The sequence below is a fragment of the Pseudomonadota bacterium genome (assembly GCA_018817425.1).
Classification (GTDB): Bacteria; Desulfobacterota; Desulfobacteria; order Desulfobacterales; family RPRI01; genus RPRI01.
In genome coordinates this window covers 1-19,352 of sequence record JAHITX010000081.1, presented here as the reverse complement: position 1 = coordinate 19,352, position 19,352 = coordinate 1, and the positions used below count along the sequence as shown (strand labels likewise).

At 36.5% G+C, this 19,352-nt stretch carries 16 protein-coding genes and 2 pseudogenes; 8 read left to right on the top strand and 10 right to left on the bottom strand.

The window, feature by feature from the left end:
* Positions 1-89: 89 nt before the first annotated feature.
* Entirely contained in the window at positions 90-1,073 is a 984-nt protein-coding gene (pseB, locus tag KKC46_14610; protein ID MBU1055038.1) for a UDP-N-acetylglucosamine 4,6-dehydratase (inverting), read from the bottom strand.
* A 330-nt stretch (positions 1,074-1,403) separates the two neighbouring features.
* Here pseB and KKC46_14605 point away from each other — a divergent pair, with 330 nt between their 5' ends.
* Positions 1,404-2,120, top strand: a complete 717-nt coding sequence (locus KKC46_14605) for a hypothetical protein (GenBank protein MBU1055037.1) — start codon at positions 1,404-1,406, stop codon at positions 2,118-2,120.
* Between the two features lie 475 nt (positions 2,121-2,595).
* Here the strand turns inward: KKC46_14605 and KKC46_14600 are convergent, their stop codons facing one another.
* Entirely contained in the window at positions 2,596-2,808 is a 213-nt protein-coding gene (locus KKC46_14600) for a hypothetical protein (GenBank protein MBU1055036.1), read from the bottom strand.
* A gap of 311 nt (positions 2,809-3,119) precedes the next feature.
* Here KKC46_14600 and KKC46_14595 point away from each other — a divergent pair.
* A pseudogene (locus KKC46_14595) lies at positions 3,120-4,411 on the top strand (IS4 family transposase).
* Positions 4,412-4,436: 25 nt separating this feature from the next.
* Here KKC46_14595 and KKC46_14590 read toward each other — a convergent pair.
* The 7 genes and pseudogenes from KKC46_14590 to KKC46_14560 form a co-directional block, all read right to left on the bottom strand.
* Positions 4,437-4,625, bottom strand: a complete 189-nt coding sequence (locus tag KKC46_14590; GenBank protein ID MBU1055035.1) for a type II toxin-antitoxin system HicA family toxin — start codon at positions 4,623-4,625, stop codon at positions 4,437-4,439.
* Positions 4,626-4,857: 232 nt separating this feature from the next.
* Complete coding sequence (locus KKC46_14585; protein MBU1055034.1) at positions 4,858-5,844, bottom strand: hypothetical protein; 987 nt, start codon at positions 5,842-5,844, stop codon at positions 4,858-4,860.
* A 186-nt stretch (positions 5,845-6,030) separates the two neighbouring features.
* Positions 6,031-6,165: pseudogene (locus KKC46_14580) on the bottom strand (transposase).
* Between the two features lie 24 nt (positions 6,166-6,189).
* On the bottom strand, positions 6,190-7,641 hold the full coding sequence (locus KKC46_14575; GenBank protein ID MBU1055033.1) for a hypothetical protein: 1,452 nt from the start codon (positions 7,639-7,641) through the stop codon (positions 6,190-6,192).
* A 113-nt stretch (positions 7,642-7,754) separates the two neighbouring features.
* Positions 7,755-8,684: a hypothetical protein gene (locus KKC46_14570; protein ID MBU1055032.1), complete on the bottom strand. Its 930-nt coding sequence runs from the start codon at positions 8,682-8,684 to the stop codon at positions 7,755-7,757.
* Positions 8,685-8,690: 6 nt separating this feature from the next.
* A complete protein-coding gene (locus KKC46_14565; protein MBU1055031.1) occupies positions 8,691-9,278 on the bottom strand; it encodes a winged helix-turn-helix transcriptional regulator in 588 nt (195 codons plus the stop codon).
* A gap of 890 nt (positions 9,279-10,168) precedes the next feature.
* Positions 10,169-10,459 carry a helix-hairpin-helix domain-containing protein gene (locus KKC46_14560; GenBank protein MBU1055030.1) on the bottom strand — a complete coding sequence of 97 codons (291 nt, stop codon included), beginning with the start codon at positions 10,457-10,459 and terminating at the stop codon, positions 10,169-10,171.
* A gap of 281 nt (positions 10,460-10,740) precedes the next feature.
* On the opposite strand from KKC46_14560, the gene KKC46_14555 reads away from it, so the two are divergent.
* Positions 10,741-11,715 carry a KpsF/GutQ family sugar-phosphate isomerase gene (locus KKC46_14555; GenBank protein MBU1055029.1) on the top strand — a complete coding sequence of 325 codons (975 nt, stop codon included), beginning with the start codon at positions 10,741-10,743 and terminating at the stop codon, positions 11,713-11,715.
* Positions 11,716-11,751: 36 nt separating this feature from the next.
* Positions 11,752-13,083: an ATP-dependent 6-phosphofructokinase gene (locus KKC46_14550; protein MBU1055028.1), complete on the top strand. Its 1,332-nt coding sequence runs from the start codon at positions 11,752-11,754 to the stop codon at positions 13,081-13,083.
* A gap of 20 nt (positions 13,084-13,103) precedes the next feature.
* On the opposite strand, the gene KKC46_14545 is transcribed toward KKC46_14550, so the two are convergent.
* The gene (locus KKC46_14545; GenBank protein MBU1055027.1) at positions 13,104-15,062 is read right to left on the bottom strand and encodes a penicillin-binding protein activator; all 1,959 of its coding nucleotides are present in this window, start codon (positions 15,060-15,062) and stop codon (positions 13,104-13,106) included.
* 294 nt (positions 15,063-15,356) lie between these two features.
* Here KKC46_14545 and KKC46_14540 point away from each other — a divergent pair, with 294 nt between their 5' ends.
* The 4 genes from KKC46_14540 (at position 15,357) to KKC46_14525 (ending at position 19,144) form a co-directional block, all read left to right on the top strand.
* On the top strand, positions 15,357-16,007 hold the full coding sequence (locus KKC46_14540) for a DUF4124 domain-containing protein (protein ID MBU1055026.1): 651 nt from the start codon (positions 15,357-15,359) through the stop codon (positions 16,005-16,007).
* Positions 16,008-16,210: 203 nt separating this feature from the next.
* Positions 16,211-17,503 (top strand): class II fructose-bisphosphate aldolase, encoded by a 1,293-nt coding sequence (locus KKC46_14535; GenBank protein ID MBU1055025.1) that lies wholly within the window; start codon positions 16,211-16,213, stop codon positions 17,501-17,503.
* 1 nt (position 17,504) lies between these two features.
* Positions 17,505-18,008, top strand: a complete 504-nt coding sequence (locus KKC46_14530) for an NUDIX hydrolase (GenBank protein MBU1055024.1) — start codon at positions 17,505-17,507, stop codon at positions 18,006-18,008.
* Between the two features lie 314 nt (positions 18,009-18,322).
* Positions 18,323-19,144, top strand: coding sequence for an amidohydrolase family protein (locus KKC46_14525; GenBank protein MBU1055023.1), 822 nt, complete (start codon positions 18,323-18,325; stop codon positions 19,142-19,144).
* Positions 19,145-19,352: the final 208 nt, after the last annotated feature.

The window sequence follows — 19,352 nt, the reverse complement described above, 5'->3', positions numbered from 1 at the left end:
AGTTTTTTTCTTTTAAGTCGTTTTGCTTCAGTTTTGACCATATACGATTTTTATCTCGCCTTCACCAACTGCCTGTTTCCCAAAGGTAATTATAATTGAGCGATCATTTCCCTTGCTTCGTCAATAGTAAGTTTCCAGGGATTAGTTTCTGAATCATACTCAAACCCTTCCGAAACCTGCTTTCCACCATTGGAATTAAAACGGCGTCCGAAAAATTCTTGGTCAGGCCGAATTATATATTTGTCATCATATTCAATAGTTCTGTGTGCGTCATCCTTGGGCACCATGACTTCATGAAGTTTCTCACCAGGCCTGATTCCGATTATTTCTGTTTTGCATTCAGAACCTATCGCAATAGCAAGATCCCTCATATTCATGCTTGGGATTTTAGGAATAAAAAGCTCTCCACCAACCATAGTTCGGAAGCAGTTAATAACAAAATCCACCCCCTGTTCCACAGTAATCCAGAAGCGCGTCATTCGGGGATCAGTGATCGGCAATATTTTTCCTTCAGCTTTCTTTTTGAGAAAAAATGGGACCACGCTCCCCCTGCTCCCTAAAACATTTCCATATCGAACAACACTGAAAATAGTTTCCTCCTGACCTACATATGAATTACCAGAAATAAAAAGTTTATCGGAACAAAGTTTAGTAGCACCGTAGAGATTAATAGGATTTGCTGCCTTGTCTGTACTGAGAGCCATTACCCGTTTAACACCCTTATCAATAGCAACATTGATTACGTTCTGGCTACCAATAATATTGGTTTTCACAGATTCAAAAGGATTATATTCAGCAGCAGGGACATGCTTAAGTGCAGCTGCATGAATTACATAATCAACCTTGTGAAAGGCTCTAAACAAACGATCCTTATCTCGAATATCACCGATAAAAAACCGAATGCATGGATATTTATGTTCAGGATATTCCATTGCCATCTCAAATTGCTTCAATTCGTCACGACTAAAGATGATAAGTTTTTTTGGTTTATATCTTTTAAGAATTATCTCTGTAAATTTTTTCCCAAAAGAGCCAGTACCACCTGTGATTAAAATAACTTTATCATTGAACATTGTTTATAGCCTTTTTTTTATCACCGCAAACTGCGAGGGATTAATATTCTTAAACATTAAAATTATATTTTATATTCGTTCTCGCCATAATTCTTTATTATTTATCAAACTAAAGTTCCGAAAAATGCCCATAGAGCTCCTAAGCTATTGATTGTTAACGGATAATATTCTATATCGAAATTGAGTGTCAAGCATAATCAACTAATAGGAAAGGGTACCCGTGAACAACAACGCATTTATAAATCAGTCCTCAGAAAATATCAAATTTAATTACACCTGTTTTGACCGTGTCATCATCCGTGGTTATATCCTGAAGTTCTTTTCCACTGCATGCGTGGTTCTTTTTCTAAAAGCTATGGGATTTTCACAGACCAGCTCAATTATCACATCATTACTGACAAAGAACCTGTCAGGATAATTGCCTCAAGAGATTTCACCACAAAAAAGGGCCGAAGACTTCAGATGCTTTACAAATGCAGAAAACTGATTAAGCAGTATTACATCTACTTCCATGACGCTGTTCTTGGCGGGCCCTGTTATCTGAAATCTCATCGTATCTCCCTTTTCCTTGTAAATTCTACTTCAATGGCCACAACTACATCAAAAAGAAGTAGCATACAAAATGAAAGAGAATGCATTCACAGATGTCTCAGATCCAGCAGCTCTTCAGCAGGCAGCCAGTACAATAACCTGAAGGTCACGCGTAAGACCGGATACTTTATTCGAACTGAAACCACCATCAATAACCCCAAATCGCTGGGGCTTCAAAAGCCTGCCCTCTTTTTACAGGCCTGTCTGTGGTTCGGTCTCGGATGCAACAAACGGCTGTTGAGTTGCTGTGCCGATGTTGATGTGTCCACTATTTGCGATGGTGAGACAAATCCCTTTGATCATACAATCATAGACCATAATGACCAAAAAGTAACACCGCCCGATTTCAGAAAAGATCGACAATTGACCCTATGCCAGGAACTACTAAAGCCCAAATATTCCGTCCATGGTTTTAAAATGGCTGACCTGAAACGTGCTCTAAATCAATTTTTTTGAAATTCCGCTCAAATTCGGTATGAAATGAAAAAATTGCTGGTTCGTGGCGCTATTAAAAAAAAATCTATCATTTTAGCTGGTTACAGAACTTGAATAGAAATGGCTTTGGGCATCAATTACATCAAAACATTATTTCAGAAACCCTGTAAATTCAGCTGCTTTCAAAACAGGAGCTCAAAATTTTCCAACGCAACCATACATTCTGGAACAAGGGCTGAATCTCATCAATCAGGGCTTAAACCAGATTACACAGGGCCTGGCGGTGAATATGTAAACTGAAAAAACGTAAATTTTTCTCACGTTTTTTTGAAACAAAGCTTAAAGTTTATTTATGTGCGAATCCCCATGAACATGACAATCCGAATTCCTCTGCTCCGCCTAGCCTAACTGCGGCAAGAAAAGCTACTGCGCCTGTTTTTCAGGGGAGTGGCGGTCAACCGCCAATAGTAACCTTATGTTATCATTAGCGAATACTTCATGCCTGCCTGGGATTAGAGTTCAGAAAACCGTCGATTTGATTTTTGAGATCAATGAAGGCAGCACGAAGGCTTTCATGCTCGTCATTGGTCCAGGCAGTCGTGTCAATATTGCCGATTTTCTTCATCCTCTTTTGCGCAAACTCTAAAACGGCAGCAGGGTCGTTCTGGTTCTTTCCCGGGGACTGGTTTGCAATGCGGGGTCTGGCCAAGATAAGTATTTGTTTTTATGGGATAATCCTTCCAATCTGGAGTGTTTTTTCCTCTTAGTGCCTGCTTTTTGGGGTCAAAAAGTGGGTTTTAAGGTTTTGGCCTGGGGCTTTTTTTAATGGTGAATGGTGAATTATAGGGTAACCACTGGGTCAATGCCGTTGAATTAAGAAAATATTTCAATAAGATCTTGCAAATTTAATATAACATGCTAAAATAGCTCATCTTTAATCAATACTCAAGGAGGAGCAAAAATGTTAAAAAAATTATCGGAAATCAACAAAGTTGGCATGGATCATGAATTTCCATAAGTGTGCCAAAATTAGTTAAACATCTTGAAAATATTATCGAATCACAAGATTTTCAAGCCCGCCACAAAGAATCTCCAAATGACTTTACCAGGAAACGTTCACTTCCTTTTAAGAATTTAGTAACCTTCTTTGCAAACCTTAATAAAGGGTCGTACGAAACTGAACTAAAAGAGTTTTTCAAAACAAAAGATAATCAACTGGTCCCAAATCCAGATGCTACCAAAAGTGCTGTTACAAAAGCGCGAAAAAAGCTCAAACCGTCTGTGTTCGTAGAACTCAATAAGGAAATGATCAATGAATACGAAAGAACAACATTTCTTAAAACCTGGAACGGAATGAGACTAATTGCCGTTGATGGTTCTACGGGTACAGTGCCGGATGAACAAGAAATCTTAGAGCATTTTGGCGTTTGGAATGGAACCAATGGAGATCCTTGTCCTAAAGCCAGAATATCTCAAATGTTTGATGTCCTGAATCACCTTACACTCGATGCGCTCATCAGGCCCAAAAAGAAGGAGAAAGAGAACTGGCATCTCTTCATTTCACAAAATTGATGCCATCTGATCTGGTATTACTGGATCGGGGTTATCCGGCAGCATGGCTTTTCAGTTTAATCTTATCCCTCGATGCACATTTTTGTGCGCGGGTTAAAGTCTCCCAATGGAAGATCATCAAAAAGTTTTTTAATTCCGGCAAAAAGGAAAAAATCGTTAAACTGCCGCAGACCTATCCTTCCATTAGAATGTGTAAAGAAATGGGGCTCGATACAACAGATATCAGGGTTCGGCTCATCCGGATTGAACTACCTTCCGGTGAAACTGAAATTCTTATTACCTCTCTTCTCGATAAAGATCGATTCGATCATGATGTTTTTGCCGAACTCTACCATATGAGATGGCCCGTTGAAGAAGACTATAAGATCATGAAATGCCGTGTCCAGATAGAAAACTTCTCCGGCAAAACGGTTCGATCCGTATATCAGGATTTTTATGCTAAAGTGTTTTCAAAGAACCTGACAATGATTATCGTCAATTCCGTACAACCTCTTGCAGACTTAAAAACTGCAAAACGAAAATACAAATACCATATCAATATAACTCAAGCTCTTTCGGGTCTTAAAAATACTATTGTACTGCTGATGACAAATCCTTATGAAACAACCTGTCAGATCATATCAAATCTGCAAGACCTGTTTCTAAAATGCCTTGAATCAGTCCGGCCGGGCAGAAGTTATAAACGTAATTTTAAAAAGCGAAACAAAAAATTTCATTCAGCATACAGGCAACCTGCTTAATTCAACGGCATTGACCACTGGGTTTCTAAAACTTTGGTTTCAATCCTGCTTGTTTGAAAAGTGCATTAGCAGTAATACGATCAAGATTTCTATGTCGCTTAATTGGTATAACTTTATTCCCATTGGAATAAATTGAATGATTACCACCTTGTATCAGCAGATAAAAACCAAGGCTTTCAAAAAATCTTATCAAATCAAGCCGTTTGACCGACATCATCAACCTCTACCGGCATTTGCTCTATCAAACAATTGGCATGGGGTATTTCCATTTTCATTTCCTTATATGCCAAGACTATCTCAAAAAAGGCATCTCGGAGCAATGAACGGCAGTCTTCAAGGTTTTCCCCTTCTGTAATTATTTATGGCCATTCTATGAGTTGCCCCATATAACCATTCTTAAGTTTTGTATATTTGGCAGTATGGATCATAAACATCTTTTATACCTTCTAAATCACGGGGTCACCTGATATATTTTTCTTTTGATAGTTGCTCACATATTCAAGTAGAAATGCTGTCATAACCATCAAAAAAAGTCCTGCGATTCCGGCTAACATGACTATTAGGCGCTTTTTGGGTTTTATGGGATATTCACCTGATTTTGGTGCCAGCACCATGGTCATTTTACTTACCTGGCTTTTCAAAATTTCTATTTTTAAAATTGTTTTAGAAATTTTATTTTTTTCAACTACAAGAAGATCCCTATCCTTTTTTATTACCTCCCATTTTTGTAAAGCCGTGTTTATTGCATTCATAAAATTGTTAACAACAGACAAATCTCCCTGAATAGTATCGATATACAAAAGTGCTTCTAGTGATTTCTCATCCTTTTTTCCAGCTAAAGCTGCTATTTTCCTTTGTTCTATTACTAAAATTTCACTATTTGCTTTTGCATCAGCAACCATATCCTCTAAAGATGCTATTCTCTGATCAATGTTCCCCAATTCCAATAATTTTGACTTTGCTATTAAGCTATTTTCATCCAACTTAATTTTTTCCAGCCCGATCTCTTGATCATAGGCATTTATAATCCCTTCCATTAGGATGTTATCTTCTTTTAATATAAGAGAATAAAGATGCTGTAAGATTTTTTTCCCTGATTCCACGTCTGAAATATCCAAAGTAATATCAAGGATATCGGAGTTTTTCGGAATCGATACCTTAAAATCAATATCATCTGGTTTTTGTTTTAAGCCCAAGGCTGGTATTTCTCTTATTATTTCTTCATCATATATGTTTGCATCAATTTTCCCTTTAATATATACTAACGCTTCCAGATATCCACTCCCAAGTTTAACATACCCAGGTCGTATTTTCATTTGCACTTGATATATTTTGGGCGAGTAAAGGCTATATATCGCTGCAAAAATTATACAGATCAAGGTACCACCAATGATAAGGATTTTCTTTTTCCATAGAACCAGAAAAATATCCATAAGTTCAATTTCATCTTCGTCATATCTCATATCAGTATCTGTCATGATTTGTCCTCCAAAAGCCCTTGGGTAATTAACCGGCTAAAACAACTCCCTTTCACCTTTTTTTAAGATAGCTCCGTGTTTAAGCTGGTATTTTTCTGATTCTTGAGCATCAAACGCGCCGCCGATATCGTTGACCTTGTGATTAATTGTTTCAAGTAGGTTCTGCAGGTTGTCCCCCCAGTGCTGACCATCTTGCTCCCAAGCCCTCGCCAGTTCCCTTAAATGGTGAGCGTTACACAAAGCGTGTGAGCAATCGAATTTATAGTAAGGCTTCCAGCGACGGATTCGTAAAAAGCAATTTTATGAGGCAAAGTTCTTAGCGTTTTGAAATTGGCTCTTATGTTTAACATTTTTTATATATTCAATGAAGAAGGCGATGAAAATCGATATTAATAAAGCCATTACACCGAAAAGCAACGCAATCTTTCTGATATTTACTGCTCTAATTTTATTTGTTTCGGGATATCTTACTATATTGACGGCATTGCTTACTAATGTACTAAGATATTCCATGTTCAAATCATTTGCCTTTTTTGACAGAATAAAAATTCTCTCGCTTATATTCTTTAGATTTTCCTGTAGATAGGTAATGTTTTCTTTTTCTTTTTCTTTTTCCTTTTCCTTTAAACAAACAATCTCTTCTTGCAGGTATTCTTTATCAACCTCCATTTTTTTTGCATCTACTTCTGCCTCCAGAGCAGTTTTTATAAGAAATGAAGAAGAATCCTCTTTGACCAGACTCTTTATAAAGGATGTATCAAGAACCAACCTTGTTTCTCCTTTATCATTGCCTACACTCTTTGGTGCCGTATATCCTTCTGCTTGCTTTATATATTTTAACAGCTCCTTGGCAACCAATGCTTCCTTTTCCCTCTTTTTTCTTTTAACTTCAATTGTTTTAATTTTTTGTTTGTATAAATTAATAAGATTCTTTTTATTCTTGCTAAGTTGTAAAGTATGAATAGTTGCTTCAATTTGGGATATCTCAATATTGTTAAGCAGTTCTATCGAACTTTTTAGCTCTATGAACGACTCGCCGGTTTTTTTTGATCGGAAAAAACCGGCTTTTGCTATTTTAGAATTTAAAAACTTAATAAAATCATCTGTTTTTGTTTTAAAGGTATTGACGACATCAATATAGTCGGAATTTTTAAGAAAATTGTCGGGAAATTTCATCATAACTAACGGCTCTTGTCCATATTTTATCTCAAAGTCTTTTTTGTATTGGTTTATTATGGATAGTAATATTTCTTCCCTTTCTTTGTTCGATAAAATGCCGTCTTTTTCCTGAGTGAAGGTCAAGGTGAACCGGTTAGGATAGAAACTATATGACTCTTTCTTTATTTCAGCCTTTTTCATCTTTTCCTGAATCTCATATGGAATTATCGATTCTATGTCTATCATTGCTCTTAAATCTATTTCAGAAAAAGACTTGTTGCTTTTTTGAAGAAAGGAAGTCGCTCTCGCAATAATATCAGGTGTAATGATCTGCTCCTTGGCAAACATCGTATTATCCGGATTTTTGTTTTCTTCTATTCCCGGATAATCCAATGAAATGGCGCAGCTCGTTACATACTTTGCCGGATATCGCAACATTGCTGTCCCGATTGCCACACCTGTGATTAATATAGTCATGAGAATAATCAAAACCTTCCTTCTCCATAGAACCAAGAGACAATCCATTAGATCAATTTCATCATCGCAGGAAATGTTTTGATGTTCTTTTAACTCTGTTTGGGGATTTTCATTCACTTTTATTATATTCCTTTTTTTAGACAGGGTTTAAAGCAAGAACTTTGCTAAAAAAATTAAAAAGCAAATACACGGAATCCGTTATGTTTTTAAGATTTTCAATCTGAATCCCTTTATTTCAATCTTCGAGACCTGAATTTGTCAATAATTACTGCCAGAATACTGCTTAAAATCAACGAACAAAAGAAAACCATCATAGTTGAAGCAAGTGCTTTTGTTCTAACCGGTTTATCCTCTATTGTCGGAGATAAGTGTATTATAATTTTGTGTGCAGCAGCAGCAGCAGCTTCTTTCTGTAGTGTTGCAAGCATAATCTCTAAATTCTGGATTGCCAGTTCTAAATCTTTAACCTTTTCCTGAAGTGAATTCAGATATACCTGCTTATCAAGAACTTCTTTGGAACAAAGGAATTTTAATATATTCCTATACGCATGATTATTTACAGCCTGTTTGCATTCGGCTTCAATTCTATTTATATCTTTTTGTAGCTGCGATTCCTGTTGTTTCGCAAGCTTCATCTTAATTACTTTGTTCTGGTATTCATTCTCATAAGCTTTTTTTTGCTTTTCTATAACTAAATCAGATTCGTACCTTGCCTGAATATAATTTGAGATTTTTGGCACAAATTCATTTAATATAACAATTCCTTGTTGCGTATCGCTGCTTTCAATTGAAATTTCCAGTAAATTTGTACTGCCAATAATCTTGGTTTTAATTTCTGGGATATCTGAAATATTTAGTGATAATTTTTCTGCAATCTCTTTATTGAAAATTCCTCCAAGAAGTACATCGCTGATCTCAGCCGGAGAAACTATGATCTTTTGATCTAGTATTTGTTTATCCTGATCAAAAGTCAACCTCTTTTCCGGTTCAATAACAGTTACAATACGATATACTTTCGGCATAGCTGAAGTAATTACCAATGCAAACAGAGTAAAAACCATGCAAACACCTGCGATCATCCATTTCCAGCGCCAAAACACACTAAGAAGATCAAGTAAATCAATCTCATCTTCCTGGCTCATCTTTTCAAGGCTTTCCATTATTATCTATCCTTTTGAAGTTAATACTATTTTATCCTTTGAAATATTATTTATTTTTATTTCTTGAAAAAACAGTTCAACCGGTTTTTCATCTGTATAAAGAAGCTTATCATATATAAAATCGTTTATGCGATACATTGATTCAATAGTCAAACCAAAGAAATCTTTGCCTTTTTTATCTTCATCAAATATTGCTATCAACTTGATTGATGTCTCCTGTAAAGACAAATAGGCAATTTCTGCAAAGTCTGTTGCTCCGTAGAAAGCTATTCGCTTAATATTTTGTTCGGCAAGAGCGGCAAGCAGATTTTTAAGTTTTTTTCGGGCATCTTTATAAAAACGATAGGAATATTCAATATACTGATAAGTCAGACGGGTTTTTTCAGCAGCACCTTTTGAAGTTAAAATATATATAACTCTGTTTTTAGGGATATTGACAATCTTGAAATACCCTTTTCGGGCAAGCCTTTTTAGAAAAGAATTTACAAGTCCAAGCGATACATTGAGATTTTTAGCAATATCTCTTTGGCTTAGAAGTTCTTCTTTATTAATTTCTTCAAGAATTTTTAAAGTATGTATATCCGGAGTTCTCATAAATTTTTATAATTTTTGAGCCACTTTCAAAACGTTTCAGTTTGGTCAAGCTCAAGGCGGGCGAAAATTTCAACCACAGGAATACATCGGGTATTTCGAGGATTGAAATTTGAGCCCAACGCAGAGATCGGCCAAAATGGGGCGTTTTGAAACTGGCTCTTTTCTTTTATAGAATTATCAGGATATTAAACCAGATTCAAGGGAAGAATTAACAAACAGCCCAAAAGTTTGGTATTATTACTGCATTTTGGTTCGGAAGATTTATTGCAGACAGCTCCGCCCGGTAAATTACAAAATGATGCATCTAAACAATATTTCTTTTAGCTGGTTTGCGGCAGATTCTGGCTAATCTGTCTGTATTACTCTGCTGCTACTCGAAATCATGAAATAATGATAATATAATATGCAATCAAATTTATATTTATTGTAGTCTGTCGACTATATCTTTTCGTCTTTACTAATTTTTTGGCAAAAATGGATATTTTTTAAGGATATTATGTAATTAATTGATATTGCCAACTCACCTGTCTAATACCAACCTGATTATTGAAGTGCTTTAAAAAACTGGATTTTTTTTGTTCATATATTGAACATATCAGAGCATTTGTCAAGTATAAATTGGTCCTGTCTTACTGAACTATAAAACATTAATATCTAACAATATAATAGCAGAATCTGAAATCTATTTAACGGATCTGTAAAAATAGTTAGTAATTCACAATTACTATTACGAATTAACAGTCTGACAATATTAGATATAATATTTATATGGCTTTCAATTAATTACTTGTTTTACAGACATAATGATTTAGAATATAGGCAGGAAGATAAAACTCAAATCCGGCCACAGAATATTATCTGTGACCGGATTTGTGGAAAATACTATAAATTTATTTATGCATTTCAACACTTATAATATCTTTATTACTATCGTAGATTTTCTGCCCTATACCGGACACTTTCATTAGATCTTCCGGTTTGGCAAATGGGCCGTTTTTTTCTCTGTAATCAACTATTTTTTGGGCAACTTTAGTGCCGACTTTCTTGAGCTTTACAAGCTCCTTTACGGTTGCCGTATTAATGTTGATCTTGGCTTCATCTTTTGCAAAGGCAGTAACCCCTGAAGCTAAAACAAACGCAACTACAACACACAGACCAATAAACCGCTTTAAGTTTCTCATGTCATTTCTCCTTTGTTAACAGTTTGTTTGTTCTTGACAAATAACCAAATACCCACGACATCAGATATATCAATCCTGCTAATCCAAATGCGCATACCCGTAAGACCAGGGGAACCGCATTTGGATTGTACTAAAATATAGTTTTTTTATAACATAGAGCACCCCACAGATAGCATACAGATTAGAATGCAAAAAGAGTTCTTGATTTTTATAAGAATAATTGACAGTATATTGACAATATTAGATTAATTATACTTGTTTGAATATTGGAAGAAAATATAATGATAATAGATGAAGCCATTGAAGTCTTAAAAATTGAGGCACAAGGAATTTTAAATTTAATTGACCGTATAGATCACAATTTTGCCGAAATGGTGGAACTGATCTATAAATCAAAAGGTCGGGTAATAGTCAGCGGCATAGGAAAGTCGGGAATCATCGGGAGAAAAATAGTTGCAACCTTAAATAGTACTGGAACACGATCTTTTTTCCTGCATCCTGTTGAAGCCATGCACGGAGACCTTGGCCTTGTATGCAAAGATGATATTTTTCTTGCGCTTTCAAACAGCGGTGAAACAGACGAGTTGAATGTACTGATTCCAACTATCCGGAAAATGAAATGTACAGTAATAGCATTTACCGGAAAAACAAATTCCACACTGGCAAAATACAGCGATATTGTTATTGACATCGGAGTCGAGAAAGAAGCATGCCCTTTGGGACTGGCTCCCACTGCCAGTACTACTGCCCTGCTTGCTATGGGCGATGCCCTTGCTGTTACTCTTATTAAAAAGAAGAAATTCAAATCAAGCGATTTTAAAAAGGTTCATCCCGGTGGGGTGCTGGGCCAGCAACTTTCCAGCATGGTTAAAGATATAATGCTTACAGGGGAATCATTACCAGTAGTATTTAAAGGGGCCGGCATTACAGAGGCCATACAGAAAGCCGATTCAGGCGGCCTGGGCGCAACCCTTGTTCTGGAAAAAGATGGCACGCTTGCCGGCATAATAACCGATGGAGATATAAGGCGCATGATAGCCAAAAATCAAAATCCCAAAAAACTTAAAGCCGAAGACATTATGACCCAAAATCCCAGAACGGCAAATCCCGATTCTCCGGCTTATGACGCATTATATCTTATGGAAAAATTTCTTATTACAGTGCTTCCCATAACGGATTCTGACAACAAAATTCTTGGGGTGCTGCATCTTCATGATATACTAGGCAAAGGCAGTTTCAGATTTAACGGGAATTAAATAAATTATAACCGGTTTTGATGGAATAAAGCAACTATGGATAATACCAGCTATTATGAAATTGACACAACAATTCCTGCACTGGGAGAAGCAAAGATACCGGCGCCTGTTCATTATAATGAAAATGGAGACGTAAAGCAGACTTTCATTTCAGATAAGGACAAAGTATTAATAGATGTAAATCCTTATAAAATTACCAAAATGATAAAAGAAGGTAAAGAACCTCCTTCATTTGAAATGGCTGGACCGAGAGAAATGATCTATTTTGATCCCAGCAAGCTACGATGCGCACTTGTAACATGCGGCGGGCTTTGTCCGGGATTAAATGATATTATTCGCTCAATAGTCTTAGAGCTTTACCACAGATACGGAGTGCGTAATATCTATGGTATCAGATATGGCCTTCAGGGCTTTATCCCTAAGTACGGTCATGATATTATGGAGCTTAAGCCAGATAATATTTTGCATATACTTGAAATAGGCGGAACTATTCTTGGCTCATCCAGAGGGCCGCAAGCAATTGATGAAATTGTGGACAGTCTCGAAAGAATGGGAATCGGCGCTCTTTTCATGATAGGAGGTGATGGAACTCTAAGGGCAGCGATAAAGATTGCAGACGAAATTTCAAAAAGAGGCCTTAAAATAAGTGTTGTCGGTATTCCGAAGACTATTGATAACGATATTTATATGGTTTCCCGGTCATTCGGATTTGATACTGCCGTTGATGTAGCAACGCTTGCGATAAAAAGCGCGCATAACGAATCGAGCAGTTTTTTAAACGGCATAGGACTTATTAAACTCATGGGAAGATATTCAGGTTTCATAGCTGCAACTTCGGTTCTTGCCCAGCAGGATGTAAACTTTGTTCTTATTCCCGAAATAGATTTTGATATCGATGGCCCAAAAGGACTTTTATCATCTTTAGAAAAGCGGCTGATAGAAAGAAAACATGCAGTAATAATTGTTGCAGAAGGAGCCGGGCAAAGATTTGTTAAAAGTGAAGAAGAAGAAGTTGACGCATCAGGCAATATAAAGTTAAACGATTTCACTTCGTTTCTAAAAGATGCCATACTGGACTATTTCGAATCCAAGAAAATTGAAATATCATTGAAACATATTGATCCAAGCTACATTATTAGAAGCCTTCCTGCAAACGCCAATGACCATGTTTTTTGCAGTTTTCTCGGAAGAGACGCTGTGCATGCTGCAATGGCAGGTAAAACCAAGCTTCTTGTCGGAAGCTGGAGCAATAATTTTGTTCATATCCCTATGATTGAGTCAGCAAAAAAGAGAAAACAGGTAAATCCGCACGGAAAGCTGTGGCAAAGCGTACTTGAAGCAACAGGCCAGGGGCCTTTGAAAAACTAGCAGATACGGCAAGCCCGGGTTTAATCTTTACCAAGCTCAATAAATCTTTTCCATTTTACAGTAATAAGGCATAATTCTTTTTGTGCATCCTGATTACCATCAAAAGAAGTTAGACCGGTGAGTCCGGTATAATTTTTTATTTTAATAAGTTCATTTCTTACTGATTCAGGAAAACGGAGGCCGGATTTGCTTATTGTCTGAAACAGCATCATAGCAGTATCATAAGAAACAGCTTCAACAAAACCGGGATCTTCACCAAAATATATTTTAAAATCATTTGCAAATTCTCGAATATCAACAGAATCTTTTTCGATAAAAAAACCATCCGGTATTATTGCCTTATCCTGCATAAACTCACCGGCCATTTTTATCATTTTTTGTGAGTGCCAGAGATTCGTACCCAGCAGATACACATTCTTTATATCTTCATAGATTAACTGTGGAATAATAAGACCGGCTTTTGTTGGTGAATCAGGAATGAAGATCGCATCAAAATCAAGCAGCAATTCGTCTTGTTCTTTGTTTTCATTGTCAATATTTTCATCATTTTCTTCATCTGAAGATAATGAATCGGATGGCTTCCATTTTTCAATATTTTCGTGGGAAAAAGCCTGTCTTCCGATAATTTTTTTAATTGTATCAGTAAAATCTGTATGGTCCGGGTTATATGATTCTGCACTTACGATTGTACCGCCATTTGCCAAAACTTCATCATAAAACAGGCTCGTATATTTTACGCCATAATTTTCCAATGGATACAAAATTGCAAATCTTCTTATTCCTCTATTTTCCATTACATATTTCACAATGGAACCTACCTGCATTTCCGGCATTAAAAAGTTCCTGAAAACAAAATCTCCAGTATCTGTAATATCCTCTTTCTGGGTTAATAATACTATCGGAATTTTAGCTGCCTGAGCTTCTTTAGCCGCGATAACGGATTCATCTGATCCCATAGGCCCGATAATTACAGAAACATCTTCCAGCACAAGATCATTCACAGCTTGTGCCGCACTTTCAGGATTTGATTCGGTATCTTTTACCACAAGGTTTACCAAAACCAGCCCTCTTTCATCAGAAAATTTGCTTAAAGCAAGCTTGACTCCTTTTAATGCTTTATTTCCGAAAACATTAAGCGCTCCTGTTAGAGGAAGCAAACAACCTACTGTAAATGGTTTGCCAGCTGAAGTTTCATATATTTTCTGCAATACATTCTCTGCTTCTTTAACATTTTCATGATCAGGCATATTTTGTATAAAAGCGGTAAAAATGCTTGCCGCCTCTTTATATTGCTGATTTTCATAGTAGCGCAATCCGATCAGATACTTAAGGTACCCTATTAAATTATTGTCTTTTATGCTTTCTATGAGAAAATTTATGTCTTTTTCTTCAAGTTGCGATACGGCATTTTTTAGTTTTGTATTAATAATATTATTTTCATATTCAGTGCTTTTTAAGCGGGCATTGAAATAAGAAACCACAGCATCCGAAGGATTACTCAAAGCAAGCTGGGCATCTCCAACTAAAACATATGTTTTGGAAATATCTTTCTCTGTAAGCTTGTCTGAAAAAATACTTGCGGAGTATTTTATTACATCTTCAAACATTTTTTGCTTAAAATATCCTTCAAGAACTTTTATTTTTACATCAGGAATATACATACTTTCCGGATAGTCATTGATAAGACTCAAGTAGCTGATACGCGACTTATTGTTTTCACCAAGTTTATCATAGATATCGCCTATCCGAAACAACGCTGAAGGAATGAGGTGAGTTCCTGGATATTGTTTAATATATTCATTATAAGCTTCAAGGGCTTCGCTATATTTTTGTGTGGAAAAGAAATTTTCAGCTCTTGAAAACAAAACTATTCTTTCTGCATCATCATCTGTAACCGTATCATTAACAATTTCTGTTTTGGGAATACAGGCGAGTAAAACAAATAAAACCGGAACAAATAATAATCTGAAATATCTCATTTTATCGTCACTCTTTTTATATTATTTTTTATAAAAAGGTTACATAACTTTTAATGGTTGTCAATTAATTCTTGATATTGTTTGAAGAAACTATGATGTCTCTGTAAATGATTCACCGGATAAAAAATAAAAGCAATTCTTGCTGTAGTAATTTATCAATAATATATCATATAAACACATAATCACAAAATAATCTTGAACTTAAAGTATTTTAGGTTTAGCATAAAAACTTAAAATAATTAAGGTAGTCTTTAATCCGCTTTATCTGGAGAAATATTATAGGGAGAATTGTATATGAAAAAAACAAAATTCTTGTTATTTCTTATGGTATTGATATTTGCTGTTCCTGCATCAGCCGAATTTTTCCGCTATGTTGATAAGGATGGTTTGGTTAAATATACCGATGATTACAGCAAAGTTCCTAAAAATCAGAGGTCTTCTACCAGCGAATATAAAGGCTATGAAAACGGTTTTTCTGACGAAGCAACAGCATATGACACAGAAACCGAATATAACAGTGAATCAGAATATGATGCTGAAGTCGCCACAGAAACAGATACTGATACAGATACTGAAATTGATACCGAGTCCCCACCTGAAATAACGCAGGAAACGGAAGAAGACAAAGAAACTGCTCCAATAAGTAATGCGGAAGATTTGGATGCAACAAAAAAACGCCTGGATCAAAAACAACAGGAAATCGATACAGAGCTTGATGACCTGAAAAAAGAAAAAAGCGCCCTTGATGACCTGAAAGGAAAGGCTAAAACACAAGCTCAGGTAAATGAATATAATTTAAAAATTAATGTCTTTAATGAAAAAGCAAAAAATTCCCGGGAAAAAATAAAATCCTTTGAAGCGGAAGTTGAAGTATATAACAATGAGGCGGAAAAAAGCATTAAAAATTCTCTGGAACAATATAGGAAAGAAAAACAAAAGAAATAAAAGATAAAATAGAAAAACTATAACACATGAGCCACTTTCAAAACGTTTCAGTTTGGTCAAGCTCAAGGCGGGTGAAAATTTCAACCGCAGGAATACATTGAGTATTTCGAGGATTGAAATTTGAGCCCAACACAGAGATCGGCCAAAATGGGGCGTTTTGAAACTGGCTCACATCATTATGAATAAATTATAGGAGGATTACTATGTCAGATAAAACAGGCAGTGTTTCTGATTTCGATAAGGCGGTAGATGTAGGCCGACCACCAAACATCAAAAAACTCTTTCCAAATTCAAAGGCCCTTATAGTCAGTGGAAAATTTATCGACAGAGCCATGACAGCCAAAGGCAACGCAATTTCAATGGCTGCAAACGGCAGAAGCAATATAGTAATCCGTGGCGCATTGATGGCTGCACAAAGAGCTAATTCCGCTATAATTATTGAAATCGCAAAATCTGAAGGTGGCGCAAGCGCATATTGTGCTGTCAATTACTGGAATATAGCAAGGCAGGTAGATGCCCTTTGCAATGAGCTGTCAATTACAATCCCTGTTGCAATTCATGCGGATCACTACGGAATAAAAAACGAGAAGGACATTGCTGCTGCAAAAATTGAGATACCTACCCTTTTTGAAGCCGGCATGACTTCAATTGCAATAGATGCGTCACATATGCCGGATGATAAAAATCTTTTGGCAAATATAGAACTGAATCCGTATATTCCCAAATGGGCAGGTCTTGAAACCGAAGTCGGAGAAATAAAGGGCAAATCCGGTCTCTCAACTGTTGACGAAGCTTTATTTCTTATACAGGGTCTTAATGCGCATGATATTTTTCCTGATTGGATTGCTTTAAATAACGGGACAACGCATGGTATAGAAGCAAGCGATCAGGGAATTCAGGTGGATCTAACAGTAAGCATACACGACGCCTTGGCCAAATATAAAATTTCCGGTGCACAGCACGGAACATCAGGAAACAGCTCCGACAGATTAAGAGAAATAGCATCAAAAACACGCACAACAAAGGCTAATGTTGCTACAGCGCTTCAGATGGTTTCATGGGGTCTTGAAGTAAATGATTACGGGAATGCAATACTTGACAGTAATGGAAACTTCATAAAAGTAAAAGGCGAGGGTGTTACTGAAGATTTATGGAAACAAATGGTGGAGTATGCGAATTCAAAAGAAATAAAAGGTGGAAACTATAAAAAACTTAACATAGTTTTTGAAAACAAGATACTGAGTCAGCCCGAAAATATCAGAAACAGAATGGCAAAAAGAGTGGAAGAATTTGTATACAAAATTCTTGTAAATGTCTTCAATGGTAAGGATTCAGCTCCTTTAACCATACAAAATATCATAGATGCCGGAACATATGATCCGGGAGCAAAAACAGAAAGAATTGAAGATCCGTCACAGTGGACACCTGAAAAAATATCCGAAAAAGCTGCCTTGATAACATCGGACAAAGGAGCAGAAGGGAATTTCGACGATTAATATGCGGGAAAAAACAAACTGCTACTACTGTGGAGCAAAGCTAACCAAGAAGTTTTTTGAAGACAGACAGCGCCTTTTTTGTGAAGAATGCAATGAGCCTATTTACGAAAATCCTGTTCCTGCAACCTGTCTTGTAACTATCGATGAAGAAAAAAGGGTTCTTCTTGTTAAGAGAAATGTTGAGCCTAAAGCCGGGTTCTGGTGCCTGCCGGGTGGTTTTATTGAGCTTGGTGAAAATCCTGAAGAAGGTGCTTTGCGTGAACTTGAAGAAGAAACCGGCTTAAAAGGTAAAATTAAGACGCTTCTCGGTGTTAGTTCAAACCGGAACCAGCAGTATAATACAGTTCTTATTGTTGGATATCTTGTAAAAAACTACAGCGGGATTCTTTGCACCGGCTATGATGCATCGGATGCCGCATGGTTTCATTACAAAGAGATCCCCGAAATTGCATTCCAGAGTCACTTGAATTTTATCAGAATGTACTATGCAGCATATGGAGACTGATATAGACTTACAGATAAAGCTTTTGGACTGCGTTATCAGTCGCCCCCCTTCGACAACGTACCATCTGTACGTCTTACTCAGGGGTGCTCCTTCTGGCCTTGCCAAAAACATTATCTGTAAGTCTATAGTCGCATAAGTTTATTAAAATAAACATAAAGGATAAAAAATAAAAACTCCAGGACTCGTCATGCCGGCGAAAGCCGGTATCCATAACCTGTTAAGTTATTAAATTCCAGATTAAGCCGGAATGACAATAAAAATACTTTTCAACTTTATCAATAGAACAACAAAATATAATTAGGTTAAAATAGTCTATGAAAATTATTGATTTCCATTATCATCCGCTAAGCCCCGTTTTTGACTTTTTACCCCAACCTATGGGATTGTTGAAAAAAAGAAATCCTACATGGGCCAAACGATTCGCAAATACTCCAACTGCCCGCGATATACTTTCTTTTCTTGATGAAGAAGAAATAGACTATGCTGTATTACTTGCTGAAAGAATCCCAACAGTAACGGGAATAGTATCAAATGAGTTTGTTGCTTCACTATGCAAAGGAGAACCCAGGCTGATTCCTTTTTGCAGCATCAACCCTGCTTTAGATATTCATATGGATGTTATGCTGGAAAAACTTGTTAAAGACGGTTTTAAAGGATTAAAACTGTGGCCCAGCTATCAGCATTTCTACCCGAATCAGCAAAACATCTACCCACTTTATGCAACCGCTCAGAAATTGGGTATTCCAATACTTTATCATATAGGGACTTCCGTATTTGAGGGAACAAAGCTTAAATATTGTGACCCCATTTACCTAGATGAAGTAGCAGCAGATTTCCCAAAGCTTAATATTATTATGGCCCATGCCGGAAGGGGGTTTTGGTATGATAAGGCATTTACCCTGGCTTCTTTGCATAAAAACATATATCTTGAAATATCAGGCTTACCCCCGGCCAAACTCCTTGAATACTTTCCCCGGCTTGGAAAAATCGGTTCCAAAATAATTTTCGGATCGGATTATCCTGATGTAACATCCATAAAAAAGAATGTGGACTACATAAAGACTCTGCCCCTCGAACCTTCAATTATTGAAGGAATACTAGGGCTGCACGCCAATAAATTGCTAAACGTGTTTTGACAATTTATTACGTTTGAGCCAGTTTCAAAATAATATACTGCTTCAAGTTGTAATTGTTTGGTTATTCGAGCCAGTTTCAAAACGCCCCATTTTGGCCGATCTCTGCGTTGGGCTCAAATTTCAATCCTCGAAATACTAAATGTATTCCTGTGGTTGAAATTTTCTCCCGCCTTGAGCTTGACCAAACTGAAACGTTTTGAAAGTGGCT

Bases quoted from the DNA above. Each gene is read 5' to 3' on its own strand.
- pseB (MBU1055038.1), bottom strand. From the start codon at position 1,073: ATGTTCAATGATAAAGTTATTTTAATCACAGGTGGTACTGGCTCTTTT.
- KKC46_14560 (MBU1055030.1), bottom strand. From the start codon at position 10,459: ATGAGAAACTTAAAGCGGTTTATTGGTCTGTGTGTTGTAGTTGCGTTT.
- KKC46_14555 (MBU1055029.1), top strand. From the start codon at position 10,741: ATGATAATAGATGAAGCCATTGAAGTCTTAAAAATTGAGGCACAAGGA.
- KKC46_14590 (MBU1055035.1), bottom strand. From the start codon at position 4,625: ATGTCGGTCAAACGGCTTGATTTGATAAGATTTTTTGAAAGCCTTGGT.
- KKC46_14570 (MBU1055032.1), bottom strand. From the start codon at position 8,684: ATGGAAAGCCTTGAAAAGATGAGCCAGGAAGATGAGATTGATTTACTT.
- KKC46_14525 (MBU1055023.1), top strand. From the start codon at position 18,323: ATGAAAATTATTGATTTCCATTATCATCCGCTAAGCCCCGTTTTTGAC.
- KKC46_14530 (MBU1055024.1), top strand. From the start codon at position 17,505: ATGCGGGAAAAAACAAACTGCTACTACTGTGGAGCAAAGCTAACCAAG.
- KKC46_14585 (MBU1055034.1), bottom strand. From the start codon at position 5,844: ATGGATATTTTTCTGGTTCTATGGAAAAAGAAAATCCTTATCATTGGT.
- KKC46_14545 (MBU1055027.1), bottom strand. From the start codon at position 15,062: ATGAGATATTTCAGATTATTATTTGTTCCGGTTTTATTTGTTTTACTC.
- KKC46_14605 (MBU1055037.1), top strand. From the start codon at position 1,404: ATGCGTGGTTCTTTTTCTAAAAGCTATGGGATTTTCACAGACCAGCTC.
- KKC46_14550 (MBU1055028.1), top strand. From the start codon at position 11,752: ATGGATAATACCAGCTATTATGAAATTGACACAACAATTCCTGCACTG.
- KKC46_14535 (MBU1055025.1), top strand. From the start codon at position 16,211: ATGTCAGATAAAACAGGCAGTGTTTCTGATTTCGATAAGGCGGTAGAT.
- KKC46_14540 (MBU1055026.1), top strand. From the start codon at position 15,357: ATGAAAAAAACAAAATTCTTGTTATTTCTTATGGTATTGATATTTGCT.
- KKC46_14565 (MBU1055031.1), bottom strand. From the start codon at position 9,278: ATGAGAACTCCGGATATACATACTTTAAAAATTCTTGAAGAAATTAAT.